The organism is Mesorhizobium sp. M7A.F.Ca.US.006.01.1.1, assembly GCF_003997935.1.
GTDB lineage: Bacteria > Pseudomonadota > Alphaproteobacteria > Rhizobiales > Rhizobiaceae > Mesorhizobium.
Map to the genome: position 1 here is coordinate 1 of NZ_RZQL01000109.1, position 22,619 is coordinate 22,619.

21 protein-coding genes are annotated in these 22,619 nt (G+C 64.0%); 5 read left to right on the forward strand and 16 right to left on the reverse strand.

The window, feature by feature from the left end; genetic code table 11:
- The 3 genes from EN943_RS19510 to EN943_RS19520 form a co-directional block, all read left to right on the forward strand.
- Nucleotides 1-1,432 (forward strand): sugar ABC transporter ATP-binding protein (locus tag EN943_RS19510; protein ID WP_164778263.1); only part of this gene is annotated, 1,432 nt, incomplete at its 5' end.
- A gap of 53 nt (nt 1,433-1,485) precedes the next feature.
- Entirely contained in the window at nt 1,486-2,481 is a 996-nt protein-coding gene (locus EN943_RS19515; RefSeq protein WP_127414226.1) for an ABC transporter permease, read from the forward strand.
- Nucleotides 2,482-2,504: 23 nt separating this feature from the next.
- Nucleotides 2,505-3,404, forward strand: a complete 900-nt coding sequence (locus EN943_RS19520) for an aldose 1-epimerase (RefSeq protein ID WP_127414227.1) — start codon at nt 2,505-2,507, stop codon at nt 3,402-3,404.
- 39 nt (nt 3,405-3,443) lie between these two features.
- Here the strand turns inward: EN943_RS19520 and phnN are convergent, their stop codons facing one another.
- The 9 genes from phnN to EN943_RS19570 all read right to left on the reverse strand — a co-directional run bounded on the left by phnN (nt 3,444) and on the right by EN943_RS19570 (nt 13,346).
- A complete protein-coding gene (phnN, locus tag EN943_RS19525) occupies nt 3,444-4,073 on the reverse strand; it encodes a phosphonate metabolism protein/1,5-bisphosphokinase (PRPP-forming) PhnN (RefSeq protein WP_164778264.1) in 630 nt (209 codons plus the stop codon).
- Nucleotides 4,070-5,221 carry an alpha-D-ribose 1-methylphosphonate 5-triphosphate diphosphatase gene (locus tag EN943_RS19530; protein ID WP_127414228.1) on the reverse strand — a complete coding sequence of 384 codons (1,152 nt, stop codon included), beginning with the start codon at nt 5,219-5,221 and terminating at the stop codon, nt 4,070-4,072. Before EN943_RS19530 ends, phnN begins: the two co-directional genes overlap by 4 nt.
- Before the next feature lie 13 nt (nt 5,222-5,234).
- Nucleotides 5,235-5,942 carry a DUF1045 domain-containing protein gene (locus EN943_RS19535; RefSeq protein WP_127414229.1) on the reverse strand — a complete coding sequence of 236 codons (708 nt, stop codon included), beginning with the start codon at nt 5,940-5,942 and terminating at the stop codon, nt 5,235-5,237.
- A 153-nt stretch (nt 5,943-6,095) separates the two neighbouring features.
- Complete coding sequence (gene iolB, locus EN943_RS19540; protein ID WP_127414242.1) at nt 6,096-6,908, reverse strand: 5-deoxy-glucuronate isomerase; 813 nt, start codon at nt 6,906-6,908, stop codon at nt 6,096-6,098.
- Nucleotides 6,909-7,230: 322 nt separating this feature from the next.
- Nucleotides 7,231-7,449 (reverse strand): DUF3329 domain-containing protein, encoded by a 219-nt coding sequence (locus tag EN943_RS19550; RefSeq protein ID WP_127414230.1) that lies wholly within the window; start codon nt 7,447-7,449, stop codon nt 7,231-7,233.
- 58 nt (nt 7,450-7,507) lie between these two features.
- Complete coding sequence (iolE, locus tag EN943_RS19555; protein ID WP_127414231.1) at nt 7,508-8,425, reverse strand: myo-inosose-2 dehydratase; 918 nt, start codon at nt 8,423-8,425, stop codon at nt 7,508-7,510.
- A 114-nt stretch (nt 8,426-8,539) separates the two neighbouring features.
- On the reverse strand, nt 8,540-10,390 hold the full coding sequence (gene iolD, locus EN943_RS19560; protein WP_127414232.1) for a 3D-(3,5/4)-trihydroxycyclohexane-1,2-dione acylhydrolase (decyclizing): 1,851 nt from the start codon (nt 10,388-10,390) through the stop codon (nt 8,540-8,542).
- 34 nt (nt 10,391-10,424) lie between these two features.
- Nucleotides 10,425-12,359, reverse strand: coding sequence for a 5-dehydro-2-deoxygluconokinase (gene iolC / locus EN943_RS19565; protein ID WP_127414233.1), 1,935 nt, complete (start codon nt 12,357-12,359; stop codon nt 10,425-10,427).
- Between the two features lie 141 nt (nt 12,360-12,500).
- Complete coding sequence (locus EN943_RS19570; RefSeq protein ID WP_164778265.1) at nt 12,501-13,346, reverse strand: MurR/RpiR family transcriptional regulator; 846 nt, start codon at nt 13,344-13,346, stop codon at nt 12,501-12,503.
- Nucleotides 13,347-13,502: 156 nt separating this feature from the next.
- Here EN943_RS19570 and EN943_RS19575 point away from each other — a divergent pair, with 156 nt between their 5' ends.
- On the forward strand, nt 13,503-14,612 hold the full coding sequence (locus EN943_RS19575) for a Gfo/Idh/MocA family oxidoreductase (RefSeq protein ID WP_127414235.1): 1,110 nt from the start codon (nt 13,503-13,505) through the stop codon (nt 14,610-14,612).
- An 11-nt stretch (nt 14,613-14,623) separates the two neighbouring features.
- On the opposite strand, the gene EN943_RS19580 is transcribed toward EN943_RS19575, so the two are convergent.
- Nucleotides 14,624-15,325, reverse strand: coding sequence for a YafY family protein (locus EN943_RS19580; protein WP_127414236.1), 702 nt, complete (start codon nt 15,323-15,325; stop codon nt 14,624-14,626).
- Between the two features lie 128 nt (nt 15,326-15,453).
- Between EN943_RS19580 and EN943_RS19585 the strand changes: the two genes are divergently transcribed.
- Nucleotides 15,454-16,089 carry a LysE family translocator gene (locus tag EN943_RS19585; protein ID WP_127414237.1) on the forward strand — a complete coding sequence of 212 codons (636 nt, stop codon included), beginning with the start codon at nt 15,454-15,456 and terminating at the stop codon, nt 16,087-16,089.
- Between the two features lie 34 nt (nt 16,090-16,123).
- On the opposite strand, the gene EN943_RS19590 is transcribed toward EN943_RS19585, so the two are convergent.
- The 6 genes from EN943_RS19590 to EN943_RS19615 form a co-directional block, all read right to left on the reverse strand.
- A complete protein-coding gene (locus tag EN943_RS19590; RefSeq protein WP_127414238.1) occupies nt 16,124-17,215 on the reverse strand; it encodes a 3-deoxy-7-phosphoheptulonate synthase in 1,092 nt (363 codons plus the stop codon).
- A 457-nt stretch (nt 17,216-17,672) separates the two neighbouring features.
- Nucleotides 17,673-18,467 carry an SDR family oxidoreductase gene (locus EN943_RS19595; RefSeq protein WP_127414239.1) on the reverse strand — a complete coding sequence of 265 codons (795 nt, stop codon included), beginning with the start codon at nt 18,465-18,467 and terminating at the stop codon, nt 17,673-17,675.
- Nucleotides 18,468-18,500: 33 nt separating this feature from the next.
- Nucleotides 18,501-19,496, reverse strand: a complete 996-nt coding sequence (gene iolG, locus EN943_RS19600; RefSeq protein ID WP_127414240.1) for an inositol 2-dehydrogenase — start codon at nt 19,494-19,496, stop codon at nt 18,501-18,503.
- A 112-nt stretch (nt 19,497-19,608) separates the two neighbouring features.
- A complete protein-coding gene (locus tag EN943_RS19605; RefSeq protein ID WP_023810655.1) occupies nt 19,609-20,376 on the reverse strand; it encodes an ATP-binding cassette domain-containing protein in 768 nt (255 codons plus the stop codon).
- 2 nt (nt 20,377-20,378) lie between these two features.
- Nucleotides 20,379-21,455, reverse strand: a complete 1,077-nt coding sequence (locus EN943_RS19610) for an ABC transporter permease (RefSeq protein ID WP_127260810.1) — start codon at nt 21,453-21,455, stop codon at nt 20,379-20,381.
- A gap of 112 nt (nt 21,456-21,567) precedes the next feature.
- Nucleotides 21,568-22,509, reverse strand: coding sequence for a sugar ABC transporter substrate-binding protein (locus EN943_RS19615; RefSeq protein ID WP_027039988.1), 942 nt, complete (start codon nt 22,507-22,509; stop codon nt 21,568-21,570).
- Between the last annotated feature and the right edge of the window lie 110 nt (nt 22,510-22,619).

Below are 22,619 nucleotides of genomic sequence, written 5' to 3' on the forward strand. Positions count from 1 at the left end.
GGTCAGGCCGGGCGAGGTCATCGGCCTCGTCGGTGAAAACGGCGCCGGCAAATCGACCTTGATGAAGATCCTCGGCGGCGTCACCACGCCCGACAGCGGCACGATCACGGTCGACGGCACCGCGCATGACAGGCTCTCCGTCGAGGCCAGCCTGGGTTCGGGCATCGCCTTCGTCCACCAGGAACTCAACCTGTTCGACAATCTCGATGTCGCCGCCAACATCTTCTTCGGCCGCGAGCCGTTGCGCGCCGGGCCGCTGAAGCTCGTCGACCGCGCCAAGCTGCGCACCATGGTGGCGCCGCTTTTGAAGCGCGTCGGCGCCAATTTTTCCGCCGACACGCAGGTCGCGACCCTGTCGCTGGCGCAGCAGCAGATGGTCGAGATCGCCAAGGCGCTGTCGATCGAGGCGCGGCTGGTCATCCTCGACGAGCCGACATCGAGCCTGCCGCTCGCCGAGACCGACAAATTGCTCGATGTCATCAAGGCGCTGAAGGCCGACGGCATCAGCGTCATCTTCATCTCGCACCGCCTGCACGAGGTCGAGCGCGTCGCCGACCGCGTCGTGGTGCTGCGCGACGGCATGCTGGCCGGCACCTTGCCGAAGAGCGACATCGGCCACGACCAGATGGTCAAGCTGATGATCGGCCGCATGCTGAAGGAGCGCGAAAAGGCCTCCGAGGCGCACGCGCCGCCCGGCGCCACGGCGCTTGCGGCCAAGGCCATCCGCACCCCGGCCTATCCCGGCCGCCCGGTCGACCTCGATGTCAGGCGCGGCGAAATCCTAGGCCTTGCCGGCCTTGTCGGCTCCGGCCGCACCGAGCTGGCGCGGGTGTTCTTCGGCATCGACTCGAAGCTTGGCGGCGCGCTCGAGCTCGACGGCAAGCCGCTTGCGCTGGCTTCCGCGGCCGACGCCGTCGCGCATGGCATCTTCCTGGTGCCGGAGGACCGCAAGCTCACCGGCATCCTGCTCGACCTGTCGATCGCGCAGAATATTTCGCTGCCCAACCTGCCGGCGCATGCGCGCCGCTCCCTGGTGTCCAAAAGCGCCGAGACCGCCACCGCCGAGAAGCAGAAGAAAGACCTCGGCATCAAGGCGCCTTCGGTGCAGACGCGCACCGGCACGCTGTCGGGCGGCAACCAGCAGAAGGTCGTGCTCGGCAAGTGGCTGGCCATGAACCCCAAGGTGATGATCCTCGACGAGCCGACGCGCGGCATCGACATCGGCGCCAAGGCGGAAATCTACGGGCTGATGCGCGCATTGGCCGACGCCGGCGTCGCTGTGCTGATGATCTCGTCGGACATGGAAGAGGTGATCGGCGTGTCCGACCGCATCGCCGTCATGCATGAGGGCCAGATCTCGGGCATTCTCGACAAGGACCGGTTCAGCCAGGAAAACGTACTGCTGCTGGCGGTGGGCAAGCAGCCGAAATAGTTTTTGCCGGGGTCTCGCGGAAGCGCGATCGCTCAGGCATTGGGGAGAAGACGATGAGCAAGAAAGATCTCGGCCTGCTGATCCTGATCCTGGTGGTCGGGGCGATCGTTGCGATCATCAATCCGCGCTTCCTGTTGCCGATCAACCTCGCCAACACCTCGAACCTGATCGGCCTGTTCGGCATCCTGTCGATCGGCCAGGCCTTCGTCATCATCACCGGCGGCATCGAACTGTCGGTCGGCTCGGTGGTCGCGCTGCTGGGAACGCTGTTCATCGACTTCATCGCCGTGCGTGGCATGGGATGGCCGGTTGCCTTCGTGCTCATCCTGGTGCTTGGCGCCATCATCGGCCTGGCGCATGGCTGGCTGATCACAAGACTGAAATTGCAGCCTTTCGTCGTCACGCTGTGCGGCCTGTTGATCTACCGCGGCATCGCCCGCTTCTACACTGGCGACGGCACCGCGGGCTTTGCTTTCGGCCAGAATTTTCCCGACCTCGAATTCCTCACCGCCGGGCGCTCTTATGGCGTGCCGAACAGTTTCATCGCGCTGATCGTTATTTCGATCGTCATGTGGGTGGTGCTGCACCGCTCGGTGTTCGGCCGCTATCTCTACGCCATCGGCAAGAACGAGGAGGCGGCGAAATATTCGGGCATCCGCACCGGCCGTGTCGTCATCGCCGCCTATGTCATCTGCGGCGTGCTGACGGCGCTGTCGGCGATCTATTTCGCCATGTACACGCGCTCGATCTCACCAGCCAGCCACGGCCAGTTCTACGAGCTCTATGCCATCGCAGCCGCCGTGCTCGGCGGCTTCTCGCTGCGCGGCGGTGAAGGCTCGCTGATCGGCGTCATCCTCGGCACGGTGCTGCTGCAGGAGCTGCAGAACCTCGTCAACCTGCTCGGCATTCCGTCCTCGCTAAATTTCGCGGTGATGGGCGGCGTCATCCTCATCGGCGTGCTGGTCGACCAGCAATGGGGCGTGTTCCGGGAACGGCGGCTGATGGTCGACGCCACCCGCAAAAGCGCCGCCGGCGCGGCCGCGGAATAGCGCCTCGCGGCGAATGGCGGGCGATGGCTGCAATTCCTGAACCGTTGACGCTCAGGGCCGGCGCGCTCGAAGCCGAACTGGTGCCGCAAATCGGCGGCAGCCTCAGCGCGCTGCGCTGGCGCGGCATCGATCTCATGCGCAGGCTCTCGGACCATGATCGCGAAGCCGGCAATGTGCTTGGCGTCGCCATGTTCCCGATGACCCCCTACGCCAACCGCATCGCCGGAAATGCATTCGAGTTTCGAGCGAAGGGCTGGCGGGTCCAGCCCAACAATCCGCCCGAAACCATCAACGTGCATGGTAGCGGCTGGAAGCACCCCTGGACTGTTACTGAGGCGGGCGACGCCCAGGCAACGCTGTCGCTGGATATCGCAGCCGGCCTCGAACCCTACTCCTATCACGCGACGCAGGCTTTCGTGCTGTCCGAAGAAGGCCTCGGCGTGACCATGACACTGACCAACACGGGGCCGGTTTCCATGCCGTTTGGTTTCGGCCTGCATCCCTGGTTCGATCGCGACCCGGACGTCACGCTGCAATTCAAGGCCGCGCGGTTCTATCTGGAGGAACCGCAAGGCATCGCCGGCGATCCGATAGCGCTTGCGCCCGAACTCGACTTCGCCGAGAGCCGGCCTTTACCCGCCGGCTGGCGCAACAATGATTATGGCGGCTGGACGGGTGAGGCGACGCTTCGCTTTCCGGCGCGCGGCGCGGGTTTGCGCATCAAGGCCGATCCGATCTTCAAGCACCTGATGCTGTACGCCGACCCGGCCAAGCCTTACTTTTGCGTCGAACCGCAGACCATGGCCTCCGGTGCTTTCAACCGGGGCGGATGGAGCGATCCGGACGAGGGCACCATCGTACTCGCCCCAGGTGAAAGTTCGGCTGGCACGGTGTCGCTGATGCCCTTTGCGCTTGGGGCTTAAAGCGCCCATCGCGTGAACGAGGCGTCAAGAACCGTCGCTCTAGATCAGGCCCGAAATGTCGGAAAAAGCCATCGCCTTGCGCAGCACCTCGGCGAAGCGTTCGCCGGCCGCTTCGCGCGGGCCGCTGTTGTCGATCGAGGTGACGCCGGGCCCGGACAGAGTGACATTGGCACTGCGCGCCAGCCGCGCCAGCACTTCGCCGCGTGACTCGCGGCCGCGCATCGCCAGACGCTCGGCCAGCACCTCCGGCGAGGCGGTGATTTCGACGATGGCCAGATTGGCATAGCGTTCGCGCAAGGAGGGGATGATCGCGCGCGACACATTGGCGACAGCAACACGGCCATTGGCGACAGACCAGTCGACATCGGCGGGAATGCCATAGCGCAAGCCGTGCGCTTCCCAGGAGATGGCGAAGGCGCCATCGGCTTCGGCTTCGACGAAGGTAGCGTCGGCCAGCGTGTCGTGATCCTCGCTGGCGGCATCGCTCGGCCTTGTGATGACGCGGCGGACGAACTCCAGCCGCGTTTCGTCGGCAAAATGGTTGCGAGCGTAGCCGATCACCGTGTCCTTGCCGGCGCCACTCGGTCCGACGACGGCGACGAAGACGCCATCGCGGATCGGAGACGTCTCGGCCGACAGTTCCCGCTCGATCAGTGCCGACACCATCATGCCACCCGGCGTCCCTGCCGCCAGACGGTGCGCACGACCGGAACATGGTCGTCGACACGCACCCGCACCAGGTCGGCGCGGCGGCCTTGTTCGATGACGCCGCGGTCGGTCAGGCCAATCGCATCGGCCGGGTTTTTCGAGACCATGGCGACGGCCTGCGGCAACGAAATGCCTTCGACGACATCGCCGAGGAAGAACGCCGACTGGATCAGGCTGAAGGGAATGTAGTCGGACGACAAGATGTCGAGCAGGCCGTCACTGGCCAGCGTGCGGGCCGAGACATTGCCCGAATGCGAGGCGCCGCGCATGACGTTGGGCGCGCCCATCAGCACACCCATCCCGGCCTCTTTCGAGGCCCTGGCGGCCTCTTCCGTGGTCGGGAACTCGGCGACGCGAACGCCCTGTTCGATCGCCTCGTCGACATGGCCTGATGTGGCGTCGTCGTGGCTGGCCAGCACGATGCCGCGCTCCTGGCAGGCGGCTGATATCACCGCCCGGTTCGGCGCCGAATTGCGCGCCGATTCGGCCATCCGCTTTTCGCAGAACACCTTGAAGTCGCGATCGGTCAGCTTCAGCTTGCGCTGGTAATAGTAGGCATAGGTCTCGAGGTTGACGAACTGGCGCTGGCCTGGAGCATGGTCCATCAGCGACGCCAGCTTGACCCGCTCGTCGCCGTCGAAATTGGCGAAAGCCCTGAGGCAGTCCGGTGCCGAAACCTCGCAGCGCAGGTGGATGAAATGATCGGCGCGCAGACGGTCCTGCTTCACACTGTCCTCGATCGCGTCGGCCAGCTTGCGGATGTCGGCCGATGTCAGGTCGGCGTCTTCGTCCATGCCGACGCGCAAGGCGTCGAGCACGGTGGTGATGCCGGCGGTCGCCACCTGCGCGTCATGGGCGAGCACGGCGGCGATCGGATTCCAGCGCACCTTGGGCCGCGGCGCGTAGTGGCCTTCGAGATGGTCGGTGTGCAATTCGACCAGCCCGGGAATGACATAGTCGCCGCCCATGTCCTCGCCGATGCGGCCAGAACCAAAGCTTGCGCCGGATTCGATGCCGGCGATAAAGCCGTCGCGCAGCACCAGCGAACCCTCGACGATCTCGTCGGCAAGCACGATGCGGGCGTTGTGGAGAACAGTCTCGGCGGTCATTTCAGGCAGTCCTTCAGGCGGTTTTTCTGGTCGGGCGGCGCCCGAGCGCATGATGCGAGAGCACCATGAACGGTGCACCCGGTTCGGTTTCGACAAACAAGGTCAGCGCATCCACCAGCACCTTCTGTTGCAGCACGTCCGCGAACAGGCTGTCGATCGCTGCGCGCAAACGAGGGCTTTCCTGTGACCCCGCCCGGCCGGAGAGCGTCATGTGGAAGCGAAAGGTTTCGAAGACATAGGGGTAACCCCATTGGCAGAGGTTGCGGAACTCGGCCGGCTTCAGCGAATCCGGGCTGCGCCGCTCGATTTCCGCCTCGCTCAGCGGTGCGCGAAACCGGTCGAAATCGCGCACCACGTCATCGGCGAACCGGTTGAGCGCAGGCACTGGCCCTTCCGGCACCAGCGCGAAGAAGCCGTCGATCTGGCTGACCACGAGACGCGGGATGGTCACCGCCGGCGTCACCTCGGCAAAATGGTCGAGTGCGGCGCGCAGCGAGGCTTCCGTCTCGTCGGCAGCCAGGCGGAAGGGGGCTTTCAGCGTCGCATGGAAACCATAGCGGCGCGCCGAAGCGGTGTGGAAAGCAACTTCCGCCGCCGACAGGTCGGCCACCGCTTCGACCGGCCTCGTCGCGGCGCCAAACGGGTCGCGGCCCAGCCAGTCGGCGGCGATCCGCGCCAGTGGCTCGTCCTGCCGGGGGGTGAAATAGAGGGCGTAGCGCATGGAAAGTCCTTGTCAGCTTCGCTGCCATAGGTGATTTCCATGACGAATTGACGAAGCCTTGCTGGCTTTCAGGTAACAAAACGCTGCGGCGGGGTCATTAGCCGACGATTTTTTCGTGCTGGACCAGGGGGCGAGTGCTCACGCAGCGACCGATCAGGCCTTCATCAGCCATTCGTGCTCGGGCGCGTTGTGGAATTTCCACGTCCGCTTCGGCCCTGCCATGACGTTGAGATAATAGAGGTCATAGCCGTGGCAGGCGGCGCAGGGGTGATAACCCCTGGGCACCAGTACGACATCGCCATCCTCGATCGCCATCGCTTCGTCGAGCGCGCGATGGCCATTCCTGTCGGCGTCGGTATAGACGCGCTGGAAGGCAAAGCCCTGCGGCGGGTTGAGGCGGTGATAGTAGGTTTCCTCGAGATAGGATTCGGCAGGCAGATTATCCTGGTCGTGCTTGTGCGGCGGATAGCTCGATGTATGCCCGCCGGGCGTGATGACCTCGACCACCAGCAACGAATCGGCCGGCTTGCCCTCCGGCAGGATGTTGGTGACATAGCGCGTGTTGGTGCCCTTGCCGCGCACTTCCTGGCCGAGATCGTCCGGTGCGATCACCCGCACCGGCAGGCCGCCGCCAAGGCCCGGCGCCGAGCAGACGGCGAGTTCCAGTCCGGTGTCCGCAGTCACCGACCAATCCGATCCCTCAGGGACATACACCGACCACGGCTTGCCCTCGAAGGGCGACATCCGCTCGCCGAGCAGACCGAGATCCTTGCCGTCGGCGGTGGCGCTACCCTTGCCGGTGACGAACACCAGGCAGACTTCGCGATCCTCCGTCTTTCCGGAGGCGCTCTCGCCGGGCTTCAGCCGATGCAGGTCGAAACCGACATAGGTCCAGCCGGCACTTTTCGGCGTCACATGGGCGACGCGGCCATGGCCTTTGTCGGCTTTGACGAGCAGCTTCGACATTTTGTCTCCTATTCCGTTGGCTTGAAGGGCTCCGTGAAGCCAAGCCGTCTGTTTGAAAGGGCCATCGCAAATCTTCGGCCGGCGCCCTCCCAACTTCGTCATCCTAGGGCGTAGCAGGAGCGAAGCTCCGTCGCGGAGACCCTAGGATCCATGCCGTAACCTCTGCCGAAGAGCACAGTGGAGCGGAATTCTGCACCGTCACACCAGCTTCATAGTCATGGCATGGATCCTAGGGTCTGCGCTGCGTCGCTGCGCTCCTTGCTCCGCCCTAGGATGACGAAGTTAGAAGCACTGCAAGCTAATCGCCGACGCATGCGATCAGTCACTCCTTCGGTTCGGCCTCGACCGGAGGCTTCGCCTCGTCAGCAGGCTTGTAGAGATAAAAATACTGCCAGACGGCGTAGCCGGCGAAGCCGAGCGCGATCATGCCCCAGAACGGCGTGCCGGTGGCGAACTCGATGATCGACCAAATGACGCAGACCGCGACGATGGCTACACGCCGCCACAAAGGCCGGAAGAAGGGATGTTCGGAATCTTTCATCGGGCCAATCTACAGCAATCGGCCTCGCCGGGAACCCGTCGCACCAGCCATTGGGAAACTAGACATTTGGAAAGCCTTGCGTCTCGACCGTGTATCCGGCGGCGGTCATGACGCGCATCAATTCCTCGTAGCCAACTTGCGCCATCCTGAGTGGCGGGTTCTTTTTCGGGTCCTGCTCGGCTTCGACCACGAACCAGCCCTCATAGCCATGGTCGGCGAAGCGCTGCACGATGGCGCCGAAGTCCAGCGAACCGTCGCCCGGCACGGTGAAGGCGCCCAGCGCCACCGCGTCGAGGAAGGATTGTTTGGTGCGATCGAGCTTTTCGATCACCTCCATGCGAACGTCCTTCACATGCACATGGCTGATGCGGGCGTGATGGTTATCGATGGCGCGCAGCACGTCGCCGCCGGCGAATGCCAGATGTCCGGCGTCGAGCAGCAGCGGAATGCCGGCTCCGGAATAGCGCATGAAGGTATCGAGTTCCGGCTCGGTCTCGACCACCGCCGCCATGTGGTGGTGGTAGGACAGCGGCATGCCCTGTTCGGCGCACCATTCGCCAAATTCGGTCAGGCGTTTCGCATAGGCCTTCATCTCGTCATCCGACAGCTTCGGCTTGGTGGCGAGCGGCTTCGAGCGATCGCCCTGGATCGAACGGCCGACCTCGCCATAGACGATGCAAGGCGCATTTACCGCCTTGAACAGGTCGATCATCGGCTGGATGCGATCCTTGTTGCCGGCCATCTCCTCATCGACCAGCGTGCCCGAGAACCAGCCGCCGCACAGCGTGACGTCGGCTGCCTTCAGGATCGGCAGCATGATTTCGGGATCATTGGGAAAACGCCGGCCCATCTCCATGCCGGTGAACCCGGCCGAGCGTGACTGGCGCAGGCATTCTTCCAGCGACACGTCATCGCTGAGCTCCGCCAGATCGTCGTTCCACCACGCAATGGGGGACATGCCCAGTTTGGCTTTCAAGTCGTCACTCCGGTCCTAAAACAGTTTCTTGCTCGTTGGCGCCGCCCCTCATCTGCCTGTCGGCATCTTCTCCCCGTGTAGAGACGGGGAGAAGGAGGAGCTTCGGCGCCTATATCAATCGCCGATGGTCTGCATCTGTCGCTTCTCGTCATACGCCTTGCGCGCCGCGTTGACCTGCGGCCTTACAGACACTTCCGGCACCGCCACATCCCACCAGTGGCCGCCGGCATCTGTGGAAACCAGCGGGTCGGTGTCGATGACGAGCACCGTGGTGCGCGTGTTCTTCCTGGCCTGTGCCAGCGCGTTTTCCAGCCCGGCGATCGACGGCACTTTCTCGGCAATCGCCCCCAGGCTCGCCGCATGCGCGGCAAAGTCGATGTCGGGCAGAACCTCGTGGCGCGAGTCCTTCAGGAGATTGTTGAAGTTGGCGCCGCCGGTCGCCATCTGCAGCCGGTTGATGCAACCATAGCCGCGGTTGTCGAGCAGCACGATGGTCAGCTTCAGTCCGAGCATCACCGAGGTGGCGATCTCCGAATTCATCATCAGGTAGGAGCCGTCGCCGATCATGACGACGATCTCCTGATCGGGCTTCGCCATCTTGGCGCCGAGCCCGCCGGCAATCTCGTAGCCCATGGTCGAGAAGCCATATTCGCCATGGTAGGATCCGGGCGCGCCCGCCTGCCATAATTTGTGCAGTTCGCCCGGCAGGCCGCCGGAGGCATTCAGCAGCGTCACACCGGAGCCCATGGCGCGTTGCACGGCGCCGATCACCTGCGCGTCGGACGGGTAGGCGGCATTGGTCGACGCCGTCACCTTGGCCGCCTCGACCTGCCAGGCTTTCTTGCCGGTGGCCGCATTGTCCGTCCAGCTTGCCGGCGCCTTCCAGCCCTTCAGGGCAGCGCCGAGTTCGGCCAGGCCCTCGGCCGCATCTGCCACCAATGGCAGGGCGCGGTGCTTGCCGGCGTCGAAGGGCTGCACGTTGAGCCCGATGATGGTCTTGCCCGAATTCTTGAACAGCGCCCACGAACCGGTGGTGAAATCCTGCAGGCGCGTGCCGATGGCCAGCACGACATCGGCTTCCTCAGCCAGCCGGTTGGCGGCAGAAGTGCCGGTGACGCCGACCGCCGCCATGTTGAGCGAATGATCGTCCGGCAGCGAGGATTTGCCGCCTTGCGTCTCGCAGACCGGAATGCCGGCGCCCTCGGCGAATTTCGCCAGTTCGTCCGACGCCTGCGAATAGAGGACACCGCCGCCGGCGATGATCAACGGTTTTTTCGCACCCTTGAGCGCGGCGACTGCGGCCGCCAATTCCTGGCGATCCGGACGCGGCCGGCGCTGATGCCAGACGCGCTCGGCGAAAAAACTCTCGGGATAGTCATAGGCCTCGGCCTGGACGTCCTGGCACAGCGACAGCGTCACCGGGCCGCATTCGGCCGGATCGGTCAGCACCTGCATGGCGCGGCTGAGCGCAGGAATGATCTGCTCCGGCCGGGTGATGCGGTCGAAATAGCGCGAAACGGGACGGAAGCAGTCATTGACCGTCGCCGTGCCGTCGGAGAAATCCTCGGCCTGCTGCAGCACCGGATCTGGGATGCGGTTGGCGAAGACATCGCCCGGCAAAAACAGGACGGGCAACCTGTTTACATGGGCGAGCGCGGCCGCCGTCACCATGTTGAGCGCGCCGGGGCCGATCGAAGAGGTCGCGGCCATGAAGCGGCGGCGGAAATTGGCCTTGGCGTAGGCAATCGCCGCATGCGCCATCGCCTGTTCATTGTGGGCGCGGAAGGTCGGCAATTCGTCGCGCAGCTGATAGAGCGCCTCGCCGACGCCGGCGACATTGCCGTGGCCGAAGATCGCCCAGACGCCGCCGAAGATGGGGACTTTGCTGCCGTCGATCTCGGTCATCTGACGCGACAGGAAGCGGGTCAGCGCCTGCGCCATCGTCAGGCGGATTGTCTTGCTCATGGTGTTTTCCTCCGCAGTCCTATTCCGCGCCTTCTTATGCCGCCTTGCGGCCGCGCGCGGCAAGCCACGCATCCGTCAACTGTTCGAAGCGCTGCGCCATGTCGGCGATAGCCTCGTCATCCGACATCTTGCCGGCCAGCCATTGTTCGGCCGCATAGACGAAGATGGTGCGGCCGACGGCAAAACCCTTGACGATGGGCGCCTTGGCGGTAGCGGCGAACGCCGCTTCCAGCTCGTCCTGCGGCGCTTCCAGGCCAAGCAGCACGACGCCGCGGCACCAGGGGTCGTGCTTCAGGATCACGGCCTCGATCTTCGCCCAGGCGCCGCTCGACGCCTGCGGCTCGAGCTTCCACCAGTCCGGCTTGATGCCGAGCGCATAGAGTTCCTCCAGCGCGCGTGGGATCGTCGTGTCGTCGAGCTTGCCATGCTTGCCGGCAATGATCTCGATGAGAAGTTCCCTGCCTACTTTCCGCGCGCCTTCGAACAGCGCGCGCAACTTCTGCTGCTGTTCGTCCTTGAGCGCCGCCGGATCGTCGGGATGATAGAAGCACAGGCATTTGATGCAATGGTCGACCGGCCACTCGGTGAGCTGCGAGCCGATGTCCTGCGAGAATTCGAAGCGCAGCGGCCGCGAACCCGGCAGCTCCACCGGCCGCCCGAGCCAGGCGAAGGAATGCCTGGCGAATTCGAACATCGCCTTGCGGCCGTGTTTCTCGTCGATCAGCATGCCGTAGCCGTCGCGGCCGGCGGCAACCTTCGCCGCCGCCTTGACCGCCAGCACCTTGAAATCCTGGATGCGTGCGGGATCGGCACCGGCCTTCGCCGCCACATCCTCGAGCTGCACGCGGTGGTCGCAGGCGAGCGCCATCAGCGAGGGAATGTCGCGCCGGCGCGTCGTCGCCCAATGGATGTGGTTGATCGCCTCGTCCTTGCGCAAGGCGAGATGCTTGCTGCCGTTCTTGAGGAAGAACCGCAGCTCCTCGAAGGTTGGATATTCCGGCGCGCAGAGCAGCCGCGACACGGCGAAGGCGCCGCAGGCATTGGCCCAGGTCGCCGCTGTCGCAGGATCTTCGCCGCCCAGCCAGCCGCGCAGGAAGCCGGACATGAAGGCGTCGCCGGCGCCGAGCACATTGTAGATCTCGATCGGAAACCCCTTGCCGACGACGCCGTCCTCGAGATCGTCGCTGATCGGTCCGTCATACACGATGCAGCCCATGGCGCCGCGCTTCAGGACGATGGTGGCCGACGACAGCGAGCGGATCGTCTTCAAGGCGCTCAGGCAATCGTCGGCCCCCGACGCGATCATGATCTCTTCCTCGGTGCCGACGATGAGATCGCAGTCGGGCAGCACCGTCTTCAGCTGCGCCGAGACCCGGTCCGATTTCACATAGCGCTCGAACCCTTCGGCATGGCCGGCAAGGCCCCACAGGTTCGGCCGGTAGTCGATGTCGAACACCACCTTGCCGCCCTTGGCCTTCATGATGCGGATTGCCTTGCGCTGCGCGGCATCGCTGTTGGGCCGGGAGAAATGCGTGCCGGTGACGACGATCGAGCGCGCCGAGGCGATGAAGGCCTCATCGATGTCTTCCGGCGCCAGCGCCATGTCGGCGCAGTCCGAGCGGTAGAAGATCATCGGCGAAACGCCTTCGTCCTCGACCGACAGCAGCACCAAAGCGGTCAGCCGCTCCTTGTCGGTCTTAAGGCCGTCGACATTGACGCCCTCACGCGTCAGCTGCTCGCGGATGAAGCGGCCCATCTGCTCGTCGCCGACGCGGGTCAGCAGCGCCGAGCGCAGGCCGAGCCTGGCGGTGCCGACCGAGATATTGGCCGGGCAGCCACCGACCGACTTGGCGAAGGAGGTGATGTCCTCCAGTCGCGAGCCGATCTGCTGGCCATAAAGGTCGACGGAAGCGCGACCGATGGTGATGACGTCGAGCGGCGCGTATTCAGCGTCCACGGCTTCGCTCATTGGAACCTCCCGTCGGCCTTGTTGTGTTGGGGTACACGCGCGAGCGGCAGCGTGGCGCCGGGAATATGAAATAATAATTCCAATCCATAGTCAATATGGAATGAGTGTTCCTTCGGCGAAAAGTGCCTTTTCGGCGGTGGATCAGGCCTTGCGCTTCCTGCCCGTGTCGCGCCGCTTCTCGCCGACGCCGACGGTCAGCGCCATGGCCAGCGCCATTGTCGCCGACAGCGAGCGGAAGCCGGCGAAATCGGCCTCTGCAACCTCAAACCAGACCTTGGCGAACTGGGCGAGCGGCGAAAACGAGCTGTCGGTGATGGCGACGATCGGCACGCCCTGTTCCGAAATGCTGCGCGCTTCCCCGATCGTGGCCGGTGCGTAGGGCGAGAAAGAGATGGCGATGACGGCATCCGCCGGCGTCGCGAAGCCGATCATCTCGGCATTCAGCCCGGCCGCCGATTCGATCAGCTGGTTGCGGATCTTCAGCTTGCCCAGCGCATAGGCGATATAGCTCGCCACCGGATAGGAGCGGCGCTTGGCCAGCACGTAGATGGTTTCCGCCTTCGCCAGCAGGGAAATGGCGTCTTCCAGATGCGCGTCATCCAGCGTGCGTGAAATGTCGTTGAGCGAGGTCGAGGCGGCGGCGACGAAGCCGTCGAAGATCGCCCGGTGGCCGGCGCCGCCCTCGGCCTTGACGCGCAACGCCTGCAGCCTTTCGTCATAGGATGAGTTGCGCTCGCGCAGCCGCTCGCGAAACACCTGCTGCAGGCTGGTGAACCCATCGAAGCCAAGCTGCTGGGCAAATCGGATCAGGGTGGACGGCTGCACGCCGGCCGAAGCGGCGATGCTGGCGGCGGTGCCGAAGGCGATATCGTCGGGATTGTCGAGCGCATGGGCGGCGATCTGCGCGATGCGCTTCGGCAGGCTTTCGCGCCGCTCCAGGATGGTGGTGCGCAGCGTCTCGAAATCGCGAGGTACCCGTTCGTCCATCGTCGCTCTGTCCAAGCTCATGCGTGAAGCATCCCTCTGTGCATCATCATAGCGAGGCTGCGCAAGAACACCATAAAAAATGAGGCAGACATTCCATTCCTAGAGAAAATGGACTAATTCATCCACGCAGCGCTTCAAGCAGTGGAGAAACGGAAAATGGTCGGCGTCGGTCTCATTGGTACGGGTTTCATGGGCAAGTGTCACGCCATCGCATGGAGTGCCGTCAGCGCCGTCTTTCCCGACGTTGCCAAGCCACGGCTCGTCCATCTCGGCGAGGTCAACGAAGAGCTTGCCCGGCGCAAGGCCGGCGAGTTCGGTTTCGCCAAGGCGTCCGGCGACTGGCGTGCCGTCGTCAACGATCCTGACGTCGATATCGTCTCGCTGACCACGCCCAACCAGTTCCACCCGGAAATGGCCATCGCCATCCTTGAGGCAGGCAAGCATCTGTGGTGCGAAAAGCCGATGGCGCCGAGCTTTGCCGAGGCCGAGGCGATGGCGGCGGCGGCGAAAAAGTCCGGCAAGGTCGCGGCCCTCGGCTACAACTACATCCAGAGCCCGGCCATCCGCCACATCGGCGCGCTGCTCGACGAGAAGATCATCGGCGAGGTCAACCATCTGCGCATCGAGATGGACGAGGATTTCATGGCCGACCCGGAGGCGCTGTTCTTCTGGAAGCACGAAGCAGCTTCCGGCTATGGCGCGCTCGACGATTTCGCCGTGCATCCGCTGTCGCTGGTCTCAGCCCTGTTCGGCCGCGTCGCCAGTGTCATCTGCGACATGGCCAAACCCTATGCCGATCGCAAGCTGGCCAGCGGCGGTCGTCGCGCGGTGGAGACCTACGACATCGCCAGCGTGCTGATGCATCTGGAAAATGGCATTGCCGGCACGCTGCTGGTCAACCGCTCGGCCTGGGGCCGCAAGGGCCGCATCGCCGTCCAGATCTTCGGCTCTAAAGGGTCGATCCTGTTCGACCAGGAACGATCGAACGAATTCCAGCTCTATCTCACATCAGACCGTCCGACCGAGCAGGGCTACCGCACCATCCTGGTGGCGCCGCACCACAAGCCCTATGACCTCTTCGTGCCGGCGCCAGGCCATGGCCTCGGCTTCAACGACCTCAAGATCATCGAGTGCCACGAAATGCTGACGCGGCTTGAGGGCAAGCCGGCGCGGCTCATCGAATTTGCCGAAGGGCTGGAGATCGAGCGCACCGTGCACGCGATGGCGCGTTCGTTCGAGGAAAAGCGCTGGATGGACGTACGGTGATATAAGCCCGCTTAGACGACCGTGGCAGCGACGTTCGTCTCCCATCCATTCACCCAGACCTGCCGCAAGCGGTCGCCTTCGCCCTTGAAGCGTAACCCGGTCGCCTGGCAATCCGCGATCCGGTCGCTGCGGAAATTGCGGATCGCCTGGCGCAGCTCGCACCAGGCGACGATGTTGGCGGTTTCGGCGTAGTAGATGAGCGCGATCGGGCGGATGAGGCGCTCTGAGGCGCGGCCCATTTCGTCTCGATAGGAGAGGTCGAGCTTCTCCTCGTCGCGGATGGCGCGTCGCACCAGCGCAAGGTCGATCGCGCCGGTCGAGGGCGCGGCGAACCCCCACGCATGCAGCGCATTGGCGTCGAACGCCTGGCGCAAGGGCGGCGGCACCGCACCGGCTATCTTGGCGCTGACGCGCTTGGCCGCCTGCTTGAGCTCGCTGTCGCCGGTGCGCTCCAGCAGCGCCAGCGACAGGACGATCGCCTCCATCTCCTCGATCGAGAACATCAGCGGCGGCAGGTCGAAGCCGGGACGCAGGATGTAGCCGATGCCGCGCCCGCCCTCGATCGGCACGCGCATCGCCTGCAGGGCGGCAATGTCGCGATAGATCGAGCGCACCGTCACCTCCAGCCGCTCGGCGATCGTCGCTGCCGTCACCGGCTGCCGCGCCAGCCGCAGGATCTGGATGATCTCGAACAGGCGCGACGCCTTGCGCATTTTTCTCGCCCGGTTTCCATCACAACTGACACACCATCGTCAGTTGGCTGACCTATAGGAGCGCCTATCGAATTGAAAATCAACAGGTTCCGCTGCGGTTTGGCGGAGCGAGGCGGCAGGCAACTGACATGGGCTATGCGGAAAATCTCTGGCTTTTCTTTATCCTGCTGTTCGGCATCATCGCCGTTCCGGGCATGGACATGCTCTTCGTGCTTGCCAATGCACTGACCGGCGGCCGCGACCGAGGCCTTGCCGCGACCGGCGGCATCATGGTCGGCGGCATGGTGCACACGCTGAACGGCGCCATCGGCGTCGGCCTGCTGATGCATTTCGTGCCGATCCTATTCAAGCCCCTTCTGCTTGCCGGCGCCGCCTACATGGCCTTCATAGGCATCACGCTGATGCGCAGTTCCATCACTGTCGGTCAGGAGGGGCCTGCCGGCAGCCGTTCCGCATGGAAGGCGTTTCGCCAGGGGTTTGTGACCTGCCTGATCAACCCGAAGGCATACCTGTTCGTGCTTGCCGTCTACCCGCAGTTCCTGAAACCGGACTACGGTCCGATCTGGATGCAGGCGACGGTCATGGGGCTGCTGACCGTGGTGACGCAGGCTGCGATCTATGGCGGGCTGGCTATCACCGCCGGCCGCAGCCGCAACCTTCTGATCGCCAATCCGCGGGCGACCATTTTTGCCGGCCGGTCGGCCGGACTGCTGCTCTTTGCCGTGTCGGTGTTCACGGCATGGGAAGGGTTAAGGGCGGCGTAATCCCGGTCACCGCCGCCCACTCCCCTATGTCTTGTCAGGCAGCTCCCTGCCGGTTGTCGATCACGGCTCGGCGTGCCGAGCGGCGCCACTCGACGGCGCCGGCAAGGCCGTGCAGCACCGTCTCGGTGGTCGCCCAGTCGATGCAGCCATCGGTGATGCTCTGGCCATAGACCAGCGGCTTGCCCGGCACCACGTCCTGCCGGCCGGCGACGAGATTGCTCTCGATCATCAGGCCGATGATGCGCTCGTCGCCTGCCGCGACCTGGTCGGCGACATCGGCCGCGACCTTGGGCTGGTTCTCGGGCTTCTTGGCCGAGTTGGCGTGGCTGACATCGATCATCAGCCTAGGCGCAACGCCGATGCGGGCGAGTTCCACAGCGGCGGCTTCGACGCTCGCCGCGTCATAGTTGGGCTGAACGCCGCCGCGCAGGATGACGTGGCAGTCCTCATTGCCCGTGGTTGTGGCGATGCCGCTGCGTCCGCCCTTGGTCACCGCCATGAAATGATGCGGCTGGGCGGCCGATTTCACAGCTTCGGCAGCAATCCTGAGATTGCCGTCGGTGCCGTTCTTGAAGCCGACCGGGCAGGAGAGGCCCGAGGCGAGTTCGCGATGGATCTGGCTCTCGGTCGTGCGCGCGCCGATCGCGCCCCAGGCGACGAGGTCGGCAATGTATTGCGGGGTGGTCATGTCGAGGAATTCGGTCGCCGCCGGCAGGCCGAGATTGTTGACGGCAGACAGCACATTGCGTGCCATCCGCAGCCCCTTGTCGATGTTGAAGCTGCCATCGAGGTCGGGATCGTTGATCAGACCTTTCCAGCCGACCGTCGTGCGCGGTTTTTCGAAATAGACGCGCATGACGATCTCGAGCCGGTCCGACAGGCTCTCGCGCAGCGCCGCCAGACGGCTGGCATAGTCGACGGCCGCGACCGGATCGTGGATCGAACACGGGCCGACGATGACGAGCAGCCGGTCGTCGGTTCCGTTCAAGATGGCATGGGTGGCGTTGCGCGATGCGCTGACGGTGCGCGTCGCCGTCAAAGTGCGCGGGATCTCCCGCATCACCTCGTCCGGTGTGCTCAGTTCTCGGATTTCCTTGACCCGGAGGTCGTCTGTGGTGGTCAACACGGCTTTCTGCTCCTGTTTGGGAACCTGCCGGCTGAAACAAAAAAGCCGCCAGGTATGGCGGCTGTTCGGATCTTGTTGCTGCAATCTTCAGATCGAGCGCAATCCTCCCGCCGCCAGCGAGCTCCTAAAGTACCAATACGTGGCGGACAGGTTGATCATGCGGCCCATATAGTCGATGCGGAGGCGTTTGTCACGGGGGTGGTGGCAGCCAAATTCGGGATGGGCCGAACTCTCACGATTTCGTCATCCTATGGCGGAGCAAGGAGCGAAGCGACGCGGCGCAGACCATAGGATCCATGCCGCGACTTCAGAGCGCTGCTGCGTTGCAGAATTCTGCCCTGCTGCATTCTTCGGCTAAGGTAACGGCATGGATCCTCGGGTCTGCGCCGCGTCGCTACGCTCCTTGCTTCGCCGGTGGATGACGAAGCGATGGACGTTTCCGATAGACTCGCCGGCGTTACTCCGGTGACGCCCCTGCAATGCTCTGGTCATAGTCGACCAGCGATCCGGTCATGACACCGGACTGCGGGCTGACCATGTAGCTGATCAGCCGTGCAAGCTGGTCCGGCTTGACCAGCTGGCCCATCGGCTGCGCCGCTTCGGCCTTTGCCAGCCAGTCGTCCGGCGCGTCGTGCCATTTCTTCTGCACGATGTCCTCGCCCTCTGTGTCCATCCAGCCCGGCAGCACCGCATTGCAGCGGATGCGGTTGTAGCGATAGGCGTTGGCGACGTTCTTGGTCAGCGTCATCAGCGCCCCTTTGCTGGTCGAATAGGGCGTCAGGAACGACTGGCCGGTATGCGCCGACATCGACAGCACGTTGACGATCGAGCCGGGTGCCTTCTTTTCCAGGAGATGCGCCACCACGCCCTGCATCAGGAAAAACGGGCCGCGCACATTGGTGTCGAAGATCGTATCGAACAGCTCTTCGCTGGTTTCGACCAGCGAACCGCGCGCCGATGTCGCGGCGGCATTGACCAAGGCGTTGATGGTGCCGAAATGCGAGATCGCGGTGGCCACCGCGCGCTTGCAGTCCGCCACTTTTGACACATCGGCGCTGATGAAAATGGCATCGACGCCCGATTTCGTGAAATGAGCGACGGCCTTGTCGCCCTTCTCCTGCGAGCGGCCGATGAGCGCCAGCGCCCGGCAACCTTCCTCGGCCAGCGCTTCGGCGACGGCAAAGCCGATCCCCTGGGCGCCACCGGTGACGATGGCGCGTGTCTGTGAATTGCGATCGGCTGATGCGCTCATCGCTCTGCTCCTGTGGTTTCTTCCTAAGATTTCTTACTTGTCGAGACGGACGGTCTTGCCGGTCGTTGCTGATTTCAGCGCTGCGTCGGCCAGCTTCAGCGCCACCAGCCCGTCCGCGCCGCTCGGCGACGCTTTCTTGCCCGAGGTCGCGGCTGTGATGAACGCGGCGATCTCAATGGCATAGGCGTCGAGGTAGCGGGTCATGAAGAAGTCGTGCAGCGGCGGGCGGGTGTAGCCCTTCTCGTTGGCCAGTTCGATCGAAACCGGCCGCTGGTTCTCGGCCGCGATCATGCCCTTCGAGCCATGCACCTCGATGCGCTGGTCGTAGCCATAGGTGGCGCGGCGCGAGTTGGAGATGACCGCCTGCTTGCCGGAAGCGGTTTCGAGGATGACGCTGACGCTATCGAAATCGCCGGCAGCACCGATCTTCTTGTCGACCAGCACCGAGGCATGGGCGCTGACCGCCACGACCTCCTCGCCGAGCAGGAAGCGCGCCATGTCGAAATCATGGATGGTCATGTCGCGAAAAATGCCGCCCGAGCGCTTGATGTAGTCGATCGGCGGCGCGCCGGGATCGCGCGAGGTGATGGTGACCATCTCGACGGTGCCGATGGCGCCGTCGTCGATCGCCTTGCGCACGGCGGCGAAGTGTGGATCGAAGCGCCTGTTGAAGCCGACCATCAGCGTCGCCTTGGTCTTCTCGACCACGGCCAGGCATTTCTCGACGCGCTTGACGTCGAGGTCGATCGGCTTCTCGCAGAAGATCGCCTTGCCGGCCTTGGCGAAGCGCTCGATCAGATCGGCATGGGTGTCGGTCGGCGTGCAGATGATGACGGCGTCGATATCTCCGGCTTTCTCGATGTCCTCGATGCTGCGCACCTCGGCGCCATAGGCGCTGGCCAGTTCGGTGGCCGCCTTCTCGAACGCATCGGCAACGGCAACCAGTTTGGCCTGCGGATTGGAGCCGACGGCACGGGCGTGGACCTTGCCGATGCGGCCGGCACCGAGGAGAGCGAAGCGAACGGTCATGGGTATTTCCTCTGGGGGAATGGGTTGGAGAGAGTTGTCCGCACCTTGCTTTTGGGGAAAGGTGGCAAGGCCATTTTTCGAGCGCGCCAGAAAACAGGATGACCATCCTGTTTTAGGCCGCGAGTTCCGCCTCCCCGGTCTTGGCGCCGGTGATGTAGGAGACGATATCGTTTCCGTCGGTGTTCTCTTTGCGCAGATTGGCGACGATGCGGCCGCGCCGGAACACGACGATGCGATCGCAGAGATCGAACACCTGACGCATATTGTGGCTGATCAGGATCAGCGGCTCGCCATTGTCCTTGAGCGTACGGACGATGTTTTCGACCTGCGCGGTCTCCTGCACGCCAAGGGCGGCGGTAGGCTCGTCCATGATGATCAGCTTGGAGGCGAAGGTCGCGGTCCGGGCGATCGCCACGCACTGGCGCTGGCCGCCCGACATGTGGCGGATGGTGTTGGACAAATTGGGGATCTTCACCGCCGTGCGGACGAGCGCCGCCTCGGTCGCCTTGCGCATGTATTTGCGGTCGAGGATCGAGAACGGGCCGAGGTTGAACAAAACCTTCTCGCGGCCGAGGAACAGGTTGGACGGGACGTCGAGATCGTCGGCCAGCGCCAGATTCTGGAACACGGTCTCGATGCCCGCCGTGCGGGCCTCGATCGGCCCGGCAAAGTTCACTTCCTTGCCGTCGAACCAGATCTGGCCGCTGGTGCGCTGCTCGACGCCGGTGATCTGGCGCACGAAGGTCGATTTGCCGGCGCCATTGTCGCCCATGATGGCGACATGCTCGCCCTTGCGCAGCTCGAAGTTCGCGCCTTCCAGCGCATGCACGCCGCCATAGCGTTTGGTCAGGTTTTCGGTCTTCAGGACGATGTCTGACATGGTCATGCCCTCATTGCCCGCAGGCGTTGGCGCCACTGGTCGAGAACCACCGCACCGACGATGATCACGCCCTTGACCATCTCCTGGTAGTAGGCGTCGAGGCGCAGGAAGGTGAAGCCGGAGATGATGACGCCGAAGATCAGCGAGCCGATCACCGTGCCGATGATCGAGCCGCGGCCGCCCGACAGCGAGACCCCGCCGATGACCGCCATGGCGATGGCGTCGAGTTCGTACATCACGCCCATGCCGGACTGCGCGGTCAGGTTCTTGGAGCTCAGCACCACGGCGGCGAGCGCGGCGAGAATGCCGGCGATGACGTAGACCAGGATCTTGTGATTGGCGATCTTGATGCCGGACATGCGCGCGGCGTCCTCGTTGGAGCCGATCGCGTAACAGTGCTTGCCGTACCTCGTATAGGTCATGATCAGCTGGAACAGGATGGCCAGCGACAGGAAGATGACGACCGGCATCAGGCCTTTGCCGATGCTGGCGAAACTCTCGGTGGGAAACGAGATCGGCTGGCCCTTGGACCACCATTTGGCGATGCCGCGCGCGGTCACCATCATGCCGAGCGTGGCGATGAACGGCGGAATGCGCGTGTAGGCGATCAGCGCGCCATTGACCAGGCCGGCGAAGAGGCCGCAGGCGATCGCCACCAGCAGCGGCACGATGACAGGCAGGTCGGTCCAGCCTTGCGCCAGGAACATCGCCTTGGGATTGGGGTTGCCGTTGACCGTCGCCACCTGGGCGAAGCTCATGGCGATCATGGCGGTCGCGCCGACGATCGAGCCCGAGGACAGGTCGATGCCGCCGGTGATGATGACCTGTGTCACGCCGATGGCGATGATGCCGACGATCGACACCTGCAGGATGATGATCTGCAGGCGCGCTTCGTTGAAGATGCCGCCGACGTCGCTGCGTGTGTTGAACAGGAAGCTGTCGCCGAGAAAGACGCGGCCGATCAGTTCGAAGATGACGACGAGAATGACCAGTGCCAGGAAAACATTGAACTCGGCCGGCCATGTGCGCTTCCTCGCATCATAACCGACGCCGCCGACGCCATGAGATGTCTGTGCCACGTATTCTGTCCTCCATCAGCCGCGGTCGCCCTCGCGCCTGCGGCGCTGAGGGAGAGAGGGGAGCGGCGCTGTCTTGATCGAGAGCGCCGCTCGGTATCGAACCGTTGGCGGCTCAGTTCTTCTTCAGGAACTTGTCGATGTTGGCTGGCGTCACCAGCTGGAAGGGCACATAGACCTTGTGCTCGACCTTCTCGCCCTTGGCGAGCTTGAGCGCCGCATCGAGAGCGCCGGCGCCCTGGCCGGCCGCGTCCTGGAACACGGTCACGTCGAGGTCGCCCGCCTGCATGGCGGCCAGCGCGTCCTGGGTGGCATCGACGCCGCCGACGACAACCGCCTTCATGTCGATGTTGCCGGCCTTCATCGCCTGGATGGCGCCGATGGCGCTTTCGTCATTGTTGGCGATGACGCCGTCGAACGGCTTGCCGGTCGACAGCCAGTTGGTCATCAGGTTCTGCGCCTCGTCGCGGTTCCAGTTCGACGTCTGCTTGTCGATGATCTTGATGAAGCTGCAATCCGGCGTCGCGATCACATCGTCGATGTCCTTGGTGCGCTGCACGGCGGCCTGGTTGGAAAGCTCGCCCATGATCACATAGACATTGGCTTCCTTCTTGCCGGCTTCCTTGAACAGGCGGCAGACTTCCTTGGTCTCGAGCGTGCCGGAATCGGCTTCGTTCGAGGCGACGAAGGCCTGGTTGTCGGGCAGCGTGTCGACATTGACCGGCTCGCGGTTGACATAGACCAGCGGGATCTTGGCTGCGGCGGCCGCATCCGACATCGCCTGCGTGGCCGAAGTGTCGACCGGGTTGACGATGATGGCGTCGACGCCGGAGGCGGCGAAATTCTTGATCTGGTCAAGCTGCTTAGCGACGTCGTTCTGTGCGTCCTCGACCTGCAGCTCGACGCCGCTCATGCCCTTGGCCTGCTCGATCATGCCGTTGCGCAGCACGGTCAGGAAGTTGTCGTCGAACTTGGCCATCGATACGCCAACCTTGGCGGCCAGCGCGGATGAGCTCATCAGCGCCGCGAAGGCGACGCCCAAAATCAATTTCTTCATTGTGTTTCTCCTCCACATATTGGTGTCCGGTTTCACCGATTTATCCGGAATCCCCGATCTCCCCGGGGAATCTCTCCCGACGGCCTTTCCTGTTCCGGATGACGCTTGCC

What these genes read in the sequence shown, in the direction of transcription:
- EN943_RS19515 (WP_127414226.1), top strand. Translation starts at nt 1,486, where the DNA reads ATGAGCAAGAAAGATCTCGGCCTGCTGATCCTGATCCTGGTGGTCGGG.
- EN943_RS19520 (WP_127414227.1), top strand. Translation starts at nt 2,505, where the DNA reads ATGGCTGCAATTCCTGAACCGTTGACGCTCAGGGCCGGCGCGCTCGAA.
- phnN (WP_164778264.1), bottom strand. Translation starts at nt 4,073, where the DNA reads ATGATGGTGTCGGCACTGATCGAGCGGGAACTGTCGGCCGAGACGTCT.
- EN943_RS19530 (WP_127414228.1), bottom strand. Translation starts at nt 5,221, where the DNA reads ATGACCGCCGAGACTGTTCTCCACAACGCCCGCATCGTGCTTGCCGAC.
- EN943_RS19535 (WP_127414229.1), bottom strand. Translation starts at nt 5,942, where the DNA reads ATGCGCTACGCCCTCTATTTCACCCCCCGGCAGGACGAGCCACTGGCG.
- iolB (WP_127414242.1), bottom strand. Translation starts at nt 6,908, where the DNA reads ATGTCGAAGCTGCTCGTCAAAGCCGACAAAGGCCATGGCCGCGTCGCC.
- EN943_RS19550 (WP_127414230.1), bottom strand. Translation starts at nt 7,449, where the DNA reads ATGAAAGATTCCGAACATCCCTTCTTCCGGCCTTTGTGGCGGCGTGTA.
- iolD (WP_127414232.1), bottom strand. Translation starts at nt 10,390, where the DNA reads ATGAGCAAGACAATCCGCCTGACGATGGCGCAGGCGCTGACCCGCTTC.
- iolC (WP_127414233.1), bottom strand. Translation starts at nt 12,359, where the DNA reads ATGAGCGAAGCCGTGGACGCTGAATACGCGCCGCTCGACGTCATCACC.
- EN943_RS19570 (WP_164778265.1), bottom strand. Translation starts at nt 13,346, where the DNA reads ATGGACGAACGGGTACCTCGCGATTTCGAGACGCTGCGCACCACCATC.
- EN943_RS19575 (WP_127414235.1), top strand. Translation starts at nt 13,503, where the DNA reads ATGGTCGGCGTCGGTCTCATTGGTACGGGTTTCATGGGCAAGTGTCAC.
- EN943_RS19580 (WP_127414236.1), bottom strand. Translation starts at nt 15,325, where the DNA reads ATGCGCAAGGCGTCGCGCCTGTTCGAGATCATCCAGATCCTGCGGCTG.
- EN943_RS19585 (WP_127414237.1), top strand. Translation starts at nt 15,454, where the DNA reads ATGGGCTATGCGGAAAATCTCTGGCTTTTCTTTATCCTGCTGTTCGGC.
- EN943_RS19595 (WP_127414239.1), bottom strand. Translation starts at nt 18,467, where the DNA reads ATGAGCGCATCAGCCGATCGCAATTCACAGACACGCGCCATCGTCACC.
- iolG (WP_127414240.1), bottom strand. Translation starts at nt 19,496, where the DNA reads ATGACCGTTCGCTTCGCTCTCCTCGGTGCCGGCCGCATCGGCAAGGTC.
- EN943_RS19605 (WP_023810655.1), bottom strand. Translation starts at nt 20,376, where the DNA reads ATGTCAGACATCGTCCTGAAGACCGAAAACCTGACCAAACGCTATGGC.
- EN943_RS19615 (WP_027039988.1), bottom strand. Translation starts at nt 22,509, where the DNA reads ATGAAGAAATTGATTTTGGGCGTCGCCTTCGCGGCGCTGATGAGCTCA.